This window comes from Mycobacterium sp. SMC-18 (assembly GCF_045310895.1).
In the GTDB taxonomy this organism is placed as follows: Bacteria; Actinomycetota; Actinomycetes; order Mycobacteriales; family Mycobacteriaceae; genus Mycobacterium.
In genome coordinates this window covers 136426-148913 of the sequence record NZ_JBJIAL010000005.1, presented here as the reverse complement: position 1 = coordinate 148913, position 12488 = coordinate 136426, and the positions used below count along the sequence as shown (strand labels likewise).

The window sequence follows — 12488 nt, the reverse complement described above, 5'->3', positions numbered from 1 at the left end:
TGATTATCGACCCGGCGCCGCGGCGATATCGAGCTGGTGGGCCAATGCCTCCGCGGTCTGCCGCTGCCAGGTCAGGAAGTCCTGTCCGGCGGGCAGCGTCTCGGTGACCTCGACGATGGGCAGCGCGGACTTACGGGCGGCGTCCTGGAGCTGCTTGGTGACGGCGGTCTCGGTCTGCTTGTTCACCACCAGGGCGTCGACCTTGTGGCCGTTGATGAGGTCGAGCACCGCGGCCACGTCGGCCGGGGCGGGGTCGTGGCCTTCTTCGGCGGCGGCGGCGAAGCCGTGCGGGGTGCTGTCGACGACGCCCGCGGCGGCGAGCAGGTAGTGCGCGACGGGTTCGGTGGAGACCACCGCGGCGCCCGGGTGCTTCTGTCCGATGGCGTGCTCGGTGGCGGCGATCGCGTCGGTCTTCTTGCCGAACTCCGCGGCGTTGGCGCGGTAGGCGTCGGCGTTCGCGGAATCGGACTTGGCCAGGTCGTCGGCGATCTTGGCGGCGACGGCCTTGGCGACGGCCATGTTGTAGAAGACGTGCTCGTTGGCCTCGCCGGGCGCGCTGTGCGGCAGCAGCGAGTAGGCGTCCACGGTGGTGACGTTCTTGTGGTTCTTCAGCACATCGTCGGCCCAGTGGTCGTAGCCGCCGCCGTTGATGACGACGAGGGAGGCGTCGGCGATGGCGGCCGCGTCGGCCGGGGTGGCCTCGTAGGAGTGCGGGTCGTCGACGTCGCTGGTGAGGAGGGACTTGACGTCGGCGTGTCCGCCGGCGACGGCGGTGGCGACGCTGCCCCAGACGTTGGTGGTGGTGACGACCTTGGCGGCGCCGTTGGCGTGGCCGGAGTCGTCCTGCGACCCGCAGGCGGCCAACCCGGTGACCGAGGCCAGCGCGGTGAGGGCGGACAGTGCGATGAGCCTGGTCCGGGTCATGTGTGCTCCTGTGGGCTAGTGTTAATGAAAACCGTTTGCAATAAATCTAGTGCACCGTTGCCGTGCAGCGCGAATCGGATGCGCTAGCGTCACAAATATGCCGAGGAGCCCCAACCCGAGGCGTCGGGCCACGCTGGCCTCGCTCGCTGCCGAGTTGAAGGTCTCGCGCACCACGATCTCGAATGCCTACAACCGGCCGGACCAGCTCTCGCCGGAGTTGCGTGAGCGGGTGCTCGCCGCCGCCAAGGAGATGGGCTACCCGGGGCCGGACCCGGTGGCGCGTTCGCTGCGCACCCGGAAGGCCGGTGCCGTCGGACTGATCATCACCGAGCCGCTCAACTACTCGTTCCGTGATCCGGCGGCGCTGGATTTCGTTGCCGGACTTGCCGAATCATGCGAGGAGGCCGGGCAGGGCCTGCTGCTGGTGGCGGCCGGGCCCAATCGGTCGGTCGAGGACGGCACCGCCGCGGTGCTGTCCGCCGGGGTCGACGGGTTCGCGGTGTACGCCGCCTCCGACGACGATCCGTACCTACCGGTCGTGCAGCAGCGCGGCGTCCCGATCGTCGTCGTCGACCAGCCGAAGGACCTGCAGGGCGCATCCCGGGTCTGCATCGACGATCGTGCGGCCATGCGCGGGATCGCGGAATATGTTGTCGGCCTTGGACATCGGGAGATCGGCCTGCTGACCATGCGGCTCGGCCGGGACTGGCCGCACGGTGACGCGCAGTCGGCCGTGGTGGACCCGGAACGGCTCACCTCGCAGCATTTCCACGTGCAGTGCGAACGCATCCTCGGGGTCCGCGACGCGATGTCCGATGCGGGCCTGAACCCCGACGGCCTGACTGTGGTGGAGACCTTCGAGCACCTACCGAGCTCCGGTGGCACGGCGGCTGCCGTTGCGCTGCAAGCCAATCCGCGCATCACGGCGCTGATGTGCACCGCCGACGTGCTGGCGCTCTCGGCGATGGACCATCTGCGGTCACGCGGCATCTACGTGCCCGGCCAGATGACCGTCACCGGATTCGACGGCGTCCCCGAGGCGCTGGCGCGCGGGCTCACGACCGTCGCCCAGCCGAGCCTCGAGAAGGGCCGGCGGGCCGGATATCTGTTGAACAATCCGCCGCGGTCCGGCATCCCGGTGATCGAGGTGCTCGACACCGAACTCGTCCGCGGCCGCACGTCGGGCCCGCCTGCCTAACCGGCCCGGCGCGCCGCCAGGTACGCCAGCGCCGCCGCGACGTCCTCGGGGGAGTCGACGCGGTACTGCGCGGCCGACGGCCCCGGGCCGACCTTCACGCCGACGTCACCGTCGCGCAGCCGGGCGAAGGCCTTCTCGTCGGTGACGTCGTCGCCCAGAAAGACCACGGCGGTCGCGTCGTCGCGCTCCCGCAGGGCGTCGATGGCCGAGCCCTTGTTGGTGGTGACCACCGCGAACTCCAGCACCGCCTTGCCCTCGGTGGGCTCGGCGGCCCACTGCGTTCCCGCCTCGCGCGCGGCGGCCAGCGCGGCCTCGCCGTCGGCCGCCGAGGCGTTGCGCACGTGCAGGGCGGCGCTGGCCGGTTTGGTCTCGACCGCTGCACCCGGGTAGCGGTTTGCGATCTCGGTGAGTGAATCCACGATCTCGGCCAGCAGTGCGGTGTCGACGGTCTGCGTGAATCCGGTGTTGAACTCCGCGCCGTGACTGCCCACGAGGTGCACCGAGTCCGGCATGCCGGACAGCTCGCGCAGGACGTCGAGGGCGCGTCCCGACACCAGGGCGACGAAGGTGTCCGGCAGGGCAGCCAGGTCCAGCAGGGCGGCCGACCCGGCGGGCAGGGCCCGCGCGTCGGCAGGGTTGTTCACGATCGGCGACAGCGTGCCGTCGAAATCCGAGGTGACGAGCAGTCGGGGGGTGGCGGCGACGGTGTCGAGCGCCGCGATCAGATCAGCCGGGAGCACCGGTCAGACTTTAGGGTGCTCCCCGTCACCGATCAGCAGCCGGACCGCCAGATCGAGCCGCTTGCTCACGTCGGTGGCCGAGGCACGACGCGTCAGCCAGGCCAGCAGGTTCGACAGCCACACATCGGAGATGACGCGGGCGATGTGGTACTGGTCCTCGGTGGGCTCACCGTCGCTCATGGCACGGGCGAACATCGAGTCCATGAGCTTGCCGACGTGATCAACCTCACCGGCTGCGGACGCGTCGGCGAACACGAAAGCACGCGTCATGGCCTCGGTCAGCAGCGGATTGCGCTGCATCGACCGGTTCAGCTTGCTGACCATCACGTTGAGACGCTGGTACGGCGTACCGCCCGTCAGTGAGGCGCGATCGGTCTTGGCGTCGATGCGCTCGAACTCCCGGCCCAGCGCGGACACCAGCAGGTGCACCTTGGACGGGAAGTAGCGGTACAGGGTGCCGACGGCGACGTCGGCGCGTTCGGCCACCGCACGCATCTGAACTGCCTCGTAGCCGCCCTTGGAGGCGATGGCCAGGGTGGCGTCCAGGATGCGCTTGCGGCGCTCGCGCTGTGCTTCGGAACCGAGCTCGGATTCGGTTAGTACGGCCATGTTCGTCACCTCCCGCGGGCGGACGGCGGAATCGGACTCGGGTGTTGCTGGCGTCGGCATTCGGCGGTCAGTTCCTTCAGGTAGCGCATTGGGTGAAAACGATACGCAAAGTGATCGGTAATTTCCCACCTCCAGGCGCCCCGGGACACCCGAGTGTCCTGCTGTAATGGCGATCGACTTGACGTCTGATTGCTGTCACCATTAGAACACGTTCTAGTGAGAAGCGTGTTCTTCTCGCCCAAACGCTAGGAGCGCATGGTGTCCATCACTTCCACAACTATCGACTCGGAACGGGCCGAGGTCCGCGAAATGGTCCGTAGCTGGGCTGTCGCGTCGGGTTCCATCTCCGCGGTCCGGGCTGCCGAAGGGAATGGCGCCGATGCGTGGCGGGGCCCGTATGAGGGTCTGGTCGAACTAGGGACCTTCGGCGTCGCGGTGCCCGAGGACCTCGGTGGCGCCGGCGGCTCCATCGCCGATCTGTGCGTGATGGTCGACGAAGCCGCCGCCGCGCTGGTGCCCGGCCCCGTCGCCACCACCGCTCTGGCAACTCTCGTGATCACGGACCCCGCTCTGCTGGAGGCATTGGCCTCGGGGCAGCGCACGGCCGGTCTCGCGCTGAAGTCCGACATCGCCTTCGACGGGCAGACCGCGACCGGCACCGCCAAGTTCGTGCTGGGCGCCCTGCCTGACGGCCTGCTGATCCTGCCCGCGGGTGATACGTGGCTCCTGGTCGACGCCACTGCGGCCGGCGTCACCGTCACGCCGCTCGAGGCCACCGACTTCTCGCGGCCGCTGGCCCGGGTCGAGCTCAGTGGCGCCGCGGCGACCGTCCTCGATGCGCCGGTGGCCGACCTGGCCGTGACCGTGCTGGCCGCCGAGGCCGCGGGCCTGGCCCGCTGGCAGCTCGAGACGGCCGCCGAATACGCCAAGGTGCGTGAGCAGTTCGGCAAGCCGATCGGCAGCTTCCAGGCCGTCAAGCACATGTGTGCCGAGATGCTGCTGCGTTCGCAGCAGGTCGCCGTCGCCGCGAGCGACGTCGCCGAGGCCGCCGTCGAGGGCGACGCCACACAACTCTCCATCGCGGCTGCGGTGGCCGCCGCGGCCGCCATCGACGCCGCGAAACACAATGGGCGCGACTGCATTCAGGTCCTGGGTGGCATCGGCTTCACCTGGGAGCACGACGCCCATCTGTACCTGCGGCGCGCGTACGCCACCGCGCAGATCCTGGGTGGCCACGGCACGTGGCTGCGCCGCGTGGCCGCGCTGACCCGCGCGGGGCTGCGCCGTCAGCTGCACGTCGACACCGGTGCGGCCGAGACGATCCGTCCCGAGATCGCCGCCACCGTCGCCCAGATCGCCGCGCTGCCCGTCGAGAAGCATCAGGCCGCGCTGGCCGAGGCCGGGTTGATGGCGCCGCACTGGCCCGCGCCCTACGGCCGCGCCGCGTCGCCGGGCGAGCAGCTCGTGATCGACGACGAGCTCAGCGCCGCAGGCGTTGTGCGCCCGGACATTTCGATCGGCTGGTGGGCCGCGCCGACCATCCTCGGGCACGGCACCCCCGAGCAGATCGACCGCTTCATCCCCGGCACGCTCACCGGGGACGTGTACTGGTGCCAGCTGTTCAGCGAGCCGGGCGCCGGCTCGGACCTGGCGGCACTGCGCACCAAGGCCGTCAAGGTCGACGGTGGCTGGAAGCTGACGGGCCAGAAGGTGTGGACCTCCAACGCGCACCGCGCCAACTGGGGAATCTGCTTGGCGCGCACCAACCCTGACGCACCGAAGCACAAGGGCATCACCTACTTCGTCGTCGACATGAGCTCGCCCGGCATCGACATCCGGCCGCTGCGCGAGATCACCGGCGAGGCGCTGTTCAACGAGGTCTTCCTGGACGACCTGTTCGTGCCGGACGACTGCGTCATCGGCCCCGTCGACGGCGGCTGGGCCCTGGCCCGCACGACGCTCGCCAACGAGCGCGTCGCCATGGCCGCCGGCGGCGCGCTGGACAAGGGCATGGAGCACCTGCTGGACGTGCTCGGTGACCGCGAACTGGACGCCGCCGAGGCGGAACGCCTTGGCGCACTGATCGTTGCGGCCCAGGTGGGTTCGCTGCTGGATCAGCTGACGGCCCAGATGGCCGTCGGTGGCCACGATCCGGGTGCGCCGTCGAGTGTGCGCAAGCTGATCGGCGTGCGCTACCGCCAGACGCTGGCCGAGACCATCATGGACGCCCACGACGGTTCCGGTATCGAGGATTCGCCGGACGTCCGGTACTTCCTCAACACCCGCTGCCTGTCGATCGCCGGTGGTACGGAACAGATTCTGCTCACCGTGGCCGGCGAGCGCCTGTTGGGCCTGCCGCGCTAGCGGCCCCTGCGGAAGTCGCGCGGGGTCAGGCCGACGCGCTGTCGGAATGTCGTGGCGAAGTGGTTGGGTGTCGAAAACCCAACTGCCGCGCTGATTTCGGTGATCGACAACCGGGTTGAGGACAGCAGTGTCTTGGCGCGGTCGATACGGCGGTCGAGCAGGAACTGGTACGGCGTGGTGTGGAACGCGCCCCGGAATGCCTTGATGAACGTCGCCACGGACATCTGGGCAAGGTGCGCAAGCGATTCCAGGTTGATGTCGGATTCGAGGCTGGTTTCCAGGAACTCGATGATCGACGCGCGTGCCGACGGCGGCAGGGTGTCACGCTCGGATTCCGTGGCCGGTGGCCTCGTGGTGTAGGTGTCCCGGATCAGTAATCGCAGTGTCTCGCCTGCGGAATCGAGCAGCAGCCGGGCGAGCGCGTCTTCGCGGCCTGCGACGCTGCGAATCTTGGTCACCAGCTGGAGGATCAGCGGATCGTGGTGCTTGCGCCGTGGGATGTGCACGACCTCGCCCAGCGCGTTCTCGGGTATCGAGATCTCGCAGAAGCCCGAGATGTCGCCCGTGACGACCGAGGTGCAGCGCACGCCCGCCGGCACCACCCAGGTATCACCGACGCGTGGCAGTGTGCGATCGGTCGGCCCCCAGTCCAGGTTGGTCTCCATGGACCGCAGCGCGCCCATGCGGTGCACATAGATCAGGTGGCGGCTCGAGTCATGGCAGCACCAATCGGTGGTGCGCTCGATCCGCTCGGTGGCGAAGCGCAGCGACATACCGCGACTGTCGACGGACCTCTCGCCGACGACGATGCGGGGCGTCATGGGGCGGTCGTCATTCCATGGCTTGAGTGCCATGCCGAACCTCCGAATGTCCAGCTTGGCCATGATCATGCTCCCTGGCCCAGGGGCTCACGGGAGATTTCTCCGAAAATCCTGTGAGCAATCATCGAGAGCGTCAATACCGGACGCCTGGAAATTGGAACTCGTTACAGATTTCGAATGTTTGTTTTCGGCTTGGTCGTTACCGTCTGCGCGGCCACAAGTGCTGACACCTCAGAGTCCAAGGAGAACGTATGGCATTCGAGCTGCGCCGATATTCGACTGCGGGAATCGCGATGGCATCCGCCGGCGTCATCGCCCTCAGCCCGCTGACGATTCCGTCGCCAGACCTCCATCTACCGGCGCCGACCAGTGCGGTTGCCACCCGCACCGTGGACCTCACGGCGTTCGTGAACCCGATCGCGGCCTGGGGAGATGTATTCACGACGACGGTCGCCGACCTCGGAGCACTGGGGCAGAAGTATGCTGCCGACCCCTTCCCGATCGTGCGTCAAATCATTGCCAACCAGGTCGGTTACGCCCAGGAAGTTATTTCAATCGGCGAGCAGATGGCCAATGGCCTGGCCTACTGGGTGAACCGGGCACCAGGGGAACTGCGAACGGCGCTTCAGCAGTTGGCCTCGGGCCAGTTTGCCGCCGGAGTGGATGGTCTCTACAGCTTGGGACTCAGCGGGGTTTTCGGCGTCTTGTTCCCCCTCCTGCAGTTCGATGTCCCGAAGAAGATCGCCCAGAACGTCACCAACGTCATCGGCAGCATCAGCACGGTCGGCATTCAACTGGCTCTCGGCGGGCTGACAGTCGCATTCGGGGCAGAGCAGGCGTTTGCGAACACTGGCCAGCAATTCCTCGATGCGGTCAAGGCCGGCGATGCCGCAACAGCCGTCAGCGCGGTGATCAACTTTCCCGCAACGTTGGTCAACGCTGTGCTGAACGGTTACGGCGACAGCAAGGGTTGGGGCGGACTCCTGGGGAGCAACGGGTTCGTCGCGCAGGTCTTCAACGCCCTCAAGACCATCGCAAACGCGATCAAGCCGCCGGCTCCGGAGGCTCCGGTCGCGTCGACCGCGGGCAGTGCAGCCGTACCGACGGCCGTAACTGACACGGCTACAAAGGCTCTGGCGCCGGCCACCAAGCCGTCGGCGACCGCAGCAATCAAGACCGGTGACATCGACAAGTCTTCGACCGCCCCGGCGAAGTCGAAAGATACTGTGGCCAAGGAGGATTCGAAGGCAGAGGCGCCGTCCGTGACCGAGGCCGAGGCGCCGGCGACGCAGCCGGTGAAGGTCACCGAACCGACGAAGGCCGACACGTCCACACCCGCAGCCGACCCCGTATCGGCCGAACCGGCCAAGGTCGAGACCACCGAACCGGTTCAGAAAGACACCACCAAGTCCGAGCCGGGGACCAAGGCGACGGGGACAACTTCGTCTGACGCCGATTCCGCCGGCAAGCCGGACAAGTCGGACAAGCCGGCCGAGAAAGCACCGAAGGCCGAGAAGGCGCCGAAGACCCCGAAGGGTCCGAAGGTCGCCAAGCAGCCGAAGAAGGCGTCGTCGACGCAGCGGTCAGCCAACGCGGGTTGATGGGGGACGAGATCGGCGAAATGGTTGCGAAAGCCATTCGGCAGGCAACCATTTCGCCGATCTCGGCTCGCGTCCGAAGTAGTCAGGGCTCAGGGGACCACGAAGTCGGTGGTGACGCGGTCGAGCGGATGGTGATTGGCATCCGCGAGGATGATCTCGACCTTGTGCGGTCCGTGCGGCAGGCCGACCAGGATCACCGGTTCACCGCTGGCGTCCGCCCAGTGCCACGGGGCCCCGTCGACGACGACGTGGATATGGCCGATGCGCGGAGTCACCTTGAGTGCCTCGGGGCCGAATACCGGTTCGATGCGCAGGTTTTCGGCGCGGTATTGGATGAACACCTGTCCCTTGGCGAGGGCCTCGGGGACCGGTGGATCGACGATCAGTTTGGCCGGCGGCTGCGGCGCGGTCAGCGGCACCACGCCCGGAGGGCCGAGCACGTCCGCGGCGCTGGGTACTCCGGCGGCGTGCGAAGTCGTAGGGGGAGCAGAACTCTCGTGACTCGCGTGGTCCGAGGTCTCGACGGTCGTGCCACATGATGCGATGAGCCCCGCAGTGGCCGCGATGACCGCACACCCCATGAGGCGCGGCAGCTTCGTCATTCGTTTCCCTTCTGAAAGCGGCTCTGACAGTAGTCGGAAAGCGCTGCGCCGGTGGCTCCGACGGCTCCCGCCGTTCCGAGCGCAATCACCGTTGCGACCGTGGGCGCGTGCCCTGCGTAGAAGAAACTGGTGATGCCGAGAAAATATGCCGGCGGATAGTTGAACACGGGCAGCGCTCGCAGACACATGACGATGGCGACGAGGGCAAATATCGCAATGCCGGTGGCGGCCAGACCGAGTGATGGCTGCAGTCGATTGATCACCAGCGTCGTCACGGCGCCGAAGGCCAGGCCGGCCACGTACGACGCCAGATTGGCATAGCGGTGACGCACGGTGTCGCCGGTGACGCCGTAGGCGACCCAGCCGAGAAACATCGCAGGTGCAGAGAGCATCGCCCAACCCGTACCGAACGTGACGACGGCCGCGACGCCGGCGACGATCAGCGTGATGGTGTGAAACGGGATCGCGGGCGTTCTGGCCGCGCCGGTTGAGGTGATGCTCACGTGCGTCTCCTGGTGGTTGATCGGTGCGGCTTCCGTTGGCGAAGTGGACATTTCGATGTACTGCCGAGTCCGCTCAGGCCACGCTGAGCACGACGTCGATGTTGCCCCGGGTGGCCTTGGAATACGGGCAGGTCTGATGTGCGGCGTCCACGATGGACAGGGCAGTGTCCCGCTCGATGCCCGGCAGGCTGACGTTCAGGCGCGCCTGTAGGAAGTAGGCGCCGTCGATGCTGCAGAGGTCGACCTCGGCGTCGACGGCGGTATCGGCCGGCAGTTTGACGTTCGCCTTACCGGCCGCGATCTGCATGGCTCCGATGAAGCATGCGGACCAGCCTGCAGCGAAGAGCTGCTCGGGATTGGTGCCGGGCCGGTTGCTGCCGGGGGGATCGAGGCGGATGTCGAGCCGGCCGTCGGAGCTTTGCGCGTGTCCGTCACGGCCGCCCGTGGTGCGGGTCTTGCCGGTGTAGAGGACGGCGTCCTGGGTGCTGGTGCTCATCTGTGACTCCTGGGAAGGGCGGTGCGGATAATCAATCGCATCCGATTGACTCGGATGCGATGAGACTAGCGCACGACGTCGAGATGTCAACCCATCCGATTGAATCGCATCCGATAGAATCGCTTCGGGATGTCACTGAAGCGTCAGGAGTTGTCGATGGCTGTCGAGCACCCAACCGAGGCTGCCGGTCCCCGGCTTGCCGACTTCATGTGTTTCGCGATCTACTCGGCGAATCTCGCCTACGGGAAGGCGTACAAGCCGATCCTCGACGAGCTCGGTGTCACATATACCCAGTACATCGCGATCGTCGCGCTCTGGGAGAACGATCATCAAACCGTCCGCAGCCTGGGCGAAAACCTCTTCCTGGAGTCGAACACGCTGACCCCGATCCTCAAGAAGCTCGAAGCCCAGGGATACGTGCGCCGCCGGCGCGATCCGTCCGACGAGCGTCAGGTCATCGTCAGCCTCACGGATGCGGGCCGGGCGCTGCGTGAGAAGGCCCTGCCGATGAACCTGGTGGCAGCGACCGGCTTGCCGTCTGATGAGTTCGACAAGCTGCAAAAGGCGGTGGTCACCTTGCGCGACAACCTTCGCGAGCACGCGCAGACGCACGCCCGGTGAACTGTCAGTGCCGCATGCGGTGTGCACCGGCGACGATGGCGTCGTGCAGCGCGACCTCGGCTTCGGACGGTGTGCTCCGGCGGTGCAACAGCACGAACTCCAGATGACCCAGGTTCGGTAGCCGGCTGACGGTAATCGGTTGAAGTCCTTGCGGCAGAACGGATTCGGAATGCGCGATGATCCCGAGTCCGGCGAGTGCCGCAGCCTGCAGGCCGAGCAGACTGTCGCTGACGCACGCGATGCGCCAACTGCGGCGCTCACGTTCCAGTTCGCGTAGCGCGATATGGCGGGTCAGGCTCGGTGGTGGGTACGTCACGATCGGCACCGGGTCGGTGATGTCGGTCAGCCCGGGCCGGCCGGCCCACACGAGGCGATCGCGCCACAGCAGCTCGCCGTGTTGTTCGCCGGGTAGTCGTTTGGCCACCATGAGGTCCAATTCGCCTGCGGCCATGCGCGTTTTCAGGTTCTCGCTCAGGCCCACGACCAGTTCCAGGTCGACACCGGGGTAGGACCGCCGAAACTCGACCAGCACGTCCGAGAGCATGCGGCCGACCAGATCGTCGGAGGCGCCCAGCCGGATGAGGCCCGTGGGTTGGGATTCGGAGAAGTAGCGGTCTGCCTTGGCCTGCGCGTCCAGGATGTCGTGCGCAAAGCCCACCATCGCGGCGCCGTCAGCGGTGAGGGCCAGGTTGCGGGTGTCGCGCCGGAACAACTCGCGGCCGACGGCCTGCTCCAGTCGGGCGATGTGGCCGCTCACCGTCGACTGGCGCAGGCCCAGCAGACGTCCGGCGGCAGTGAATCCGCCGGCGCGCTCCACGGCCAGAAAGGTGCGCAGCAAGTCGGGATCGAACACATTCATCACAATATTCGGTTAGAGATATCGAATCTATCGCCTGGAAACATTAGTCGAGGCAGCAGTACGTTTGTTCGGTGAATCTGCTCGCCAAGCTCCGTATCGACGGCTTTCTGCTCGGGCTGTTCGCCGCGATGGTCATCGGTGTGCTGCTTCCGGCCCGCGGCGACGCGGGTCAGGCCGTCGAAACCGCCACCAAAGTCGCGATCGCCGTGTTGTTCCTGCTGTACGGCACGCGCCTGGAGCCGCGCGAGGCGCTCGAGGGGCTGAAGCACTGGCGGCTGCACACCACGGTGCTGGCCGCGACCTTTGTGCTGTTCCCGCTGCTCGGGCTGGCGATGAAGGTGCTGGTGCCGTCGGTCCTGACCGACGAGCTCTACGTCGGCATGCTGTACCTGTGCCTGCTGCCGTCGACGGTGCAGTCGTCCATCGCCTTCACTTCGATCGCCCGCGGCAACGTCGCGGCAGCCGTCGTCAGCGCCTCGGCGTCGAACCTGTTGGGCATCTTCCTCACCCCGTTGTTGGTGACCCTGCTGATGCAGACCACCGGCGCGGCCACGGTGTCGGCGAATTCGGTCCTGGAGATCGTCGTGCAGCTCTTGCTGCCGTTCCTCGCCGGCCAGTTGTTGCGGTCCAAGCTGCACCGCGTGCTGGCGCACACCACGCTCACCAAGGTTGTCGACCGCGGTTCGGTCTACCTCGTCGTCTATGCGGCGTTCAGTGCCGGCATGGCCGAACACATCTGGGCGGGCATGAAGTTCACCAACGTGCTCGCGGTGATCGCCGTCAGCGTGGTGCTGCTCGCCGTGGTGCTCGGCATCACCGCCGGGGCGGCGCGGCTGCTGAAGTTCGATCGCGCCGACCGCATCGTGATCATCTTCTGCGGATCGAAGAAGAGCCTCGCCACTGGTCTGCCGATGGCCACCGTGCTGTTCGCCGGACATCCGGTCGGCCTGATCGTGTTGCCGCTCATGATCTTCCATCAGATTCAGCTCATCACCTGCGCGGTCCTGGCCGGCCGCTGGGGACGGCAGGCTGACGCCGAGGCGGAGCGGCAAGAACTCGCGGTCGCGCCGAGCTGATACCTGGACCTGCGCGCGGGTGCACCCGCGCCCGTTGGCATCGAACAATCTCGGCATCTTGGCCGCGGACGCGT

The 12488-nt window shown here is 67.2% G+C and carries 13 protein-coding genes; 5 read left to right on the top strand and 8 right to left on the bottom strand.

Features of this window, described 5'->3' with window-relative positions; translation table 11 throughout:
• Positions 1-3 precede the first annotated feature (3 nt).
• A complete protein-coding gene (locus tag ACJH6J_RS06560) occupies positions 4-924 on the bottom strand; it encodes a metal ABC transporter solute-binding protein, Zn/Mn family (RefSeq protein ID WP_406784038.1) in 921 nt (306 codons plus the stop codon).
• A 97-nt stretch (positions 925-1021) separates the two neighbouring features.
• On the opposite strand from ACJH6J_RS06560, the gene ACJH6J_RS06555 reads away from it, so the two are divergent.
• Positions 1022-2122, top strand: a complete 1101-nt coding sequence (locus ACJH6J_RS06555; protein WP_064984829.1) for a LacI family DNA-binding transcriptional regulator — start codon at positions 1022-1024, stop codon at positions 2120-2122.
• On the opposite strand, the gene otsB is transcribed toward ACJH6J_RS06555, so the two are convergent.
• Together otsB and kstR are read right to left on the bottom strand one after the other, a co-directional pair.
• Positions 2119-2862 (bottom strand): trehalose-phosphatase, encoded by a 744-nt coding sequence (gene otsB / locus ACJH6J_RS06550; protein WP_226519844.1) that lies wholly within the window; start codon positions 2860-2862, stop codon positions 2119-2121. The two genes, ACJH6J_RS06555 and otsB, sit on opposite strands and share 4 nt — an antisense overlap.
• Positions 2863-2865: 3 nt before the next feature.
• Positions 2866-3471: a cholesterol catabolism transcriptional regulator KstR gene (gene kstR / locus ACJH6J_RS06545; protein ID WP_346416108.1), complete on the bottom strand. Its 606-nt coding sequence runs from the start codon at positions 3469-3471 to the stop codon at positions 2866-2868.
• Between the two features lie 255 nt (positions 3472-3726).
• Here kstR and ACJH6J_RS06540 point away from each other — a divergent pair, with 255 nt between their 5' ends.
• Positions 3727-5835: an acyl-CoA dehydrogenase gene (locus ACJH6J_RS06540; protein WP_318985415.1), complete on the top strand. Its 2109-nt coding sequence runs from the start codon at positions 3727-3729 to the stop codon at positions 5833-5835.
• Here ACJH6J_RS06540 and ACJH6J_RS06535 read toward each other — a convergent pair.
• Positions 5832-6719 carry a helix-turn-helix domain-containing protein gene (locus tag ACJH6J_RS06535; RefSeq protein ID WP_406803717.1) on the bottom strand — a complete coding sequence of 296 codons (888 nt, stop codon included), beginning with the start codon at positions 6717-6719 and terminating at the stop codon, positions 5832-5834. The two genes, ACJH6J_RS06540 and ACJH6J_RS06535, sit on opposite strands and share 4 nt — an antisense overlap.
• A 188-nt stretch (positions 6720-6907) precedes the next feature.
• On the opposite strand from ACJH6J_RS06535, the gene ACJH6J_RS06530 reads away from it, so the two are divergent.
• Positions 6908-8257 carry a hypothetical protein gene (locus ACJH6J_RS06530; RefSeq protein WP_406803716.1) on the top strand — a complete coding sequence of 450 codons (1350 nt, stop codon included), beginning with the start codon at positions 6908-6910 and terminating at the stop codon, positions 8255-8257.
• A gap of 89 nt (positions 8258-8346) precedes the next feature.
• On the opposite strand, the gene ACJH6J_RS06525 is transcribed toward ACJH6J_RS06530, so the two are convergent.
• The 3 genes from ACJH6J_RS06525 to ACJH6J_RS06515 all read right to left on the bottom strand — a co-directional run bounded on the left by ACJH6J_RS06525 (position 8347) and on the right by ACJH6J_RS06515 (position 9858).
• A complete protein-coding gene (locus tag ACJH6J_RS06525; protein ID WP_406803715.1) occupies positions 8347-8859 on the bottom strand; it encodes a DUF6130 family protein in 513 nt (170 codons plus the stop codon).
• A complete protein-coding gene (locus ACJH6J_RS06520) occupies positions 8856-9362 on the bottom strand; it encodes a DUF1097 domain-containing protein (protein ID WP_406803714.1) in 507 nt (168 codons plus the stop codon). Before ACJH6J_RS06520 ends, ACJH6J_RS06525 begins: the two co-directional genes overlap by 4 nt.
• Before the next feature lie 73 nt (positions 9363-9435).
• Complete coding sequence (locus ACJH6J_RS06515) at positions 9436-9858, bottom strand: organic hydroperoxide resistance protein (protein WP_318985420.1); 423 nt, start codon at positions 9856-9858, stop codon at positions 9436-9438.
• A 156-nt stretch (positions 9859-10014) separates the two neighbouring features.
• Here ACJH6J_RS06515 and ACJH6J_RS06510 point away from each other — a divergent pair, with 156 nt between their 5' ends.
• A complete protein-coding gene (locus ACJH6J_RS06510) occupies positions 10015-10479 on the top strand; it encodes a MarR family winged helix-turn-helix transcriptional regulator (protein ID WP_406803740.1) in 465 nt (154 codons plus the stop codon).
• Between the two features lie 4 nt (positions 10480-10483).
• On the opposite strand, the gene ACJH6J_RS06505 is transcribed toward ACJH6J_RS06510, so the two are convergent.
• The gene (locus ACJH6J_RS06505; RefSeq protein ID WP_406803713.1) at positions 10484-11338 is read right to left on the bottom strand and encodes a LysR family transcriptional regulator; all 855 of its coding nucleotides are present in this window, start codon (positions 11336-11338) and stop codon (positions 10484-10486) included.
• A 71-nt stretch (positions 11339-11409) separates the two neighbouring features.
• Between ACJH6J_RS06505 and ACJH6J_RS06500 the strand changes: the two genes are divergently transcribed.
• Positions 11410-12414: a bile acid:sodium symporter family protein gene (locus ACJH6J_RS06500; RefSeq protein ID WP_406803712.1), complete on the top strand. Its 1005-nt coding sequence runs from the start codon at positions 11410-11412 to the stop codon at positions 12412-12414.
• Positions 12415-12488: the final 74 nt, after the last annotated feature.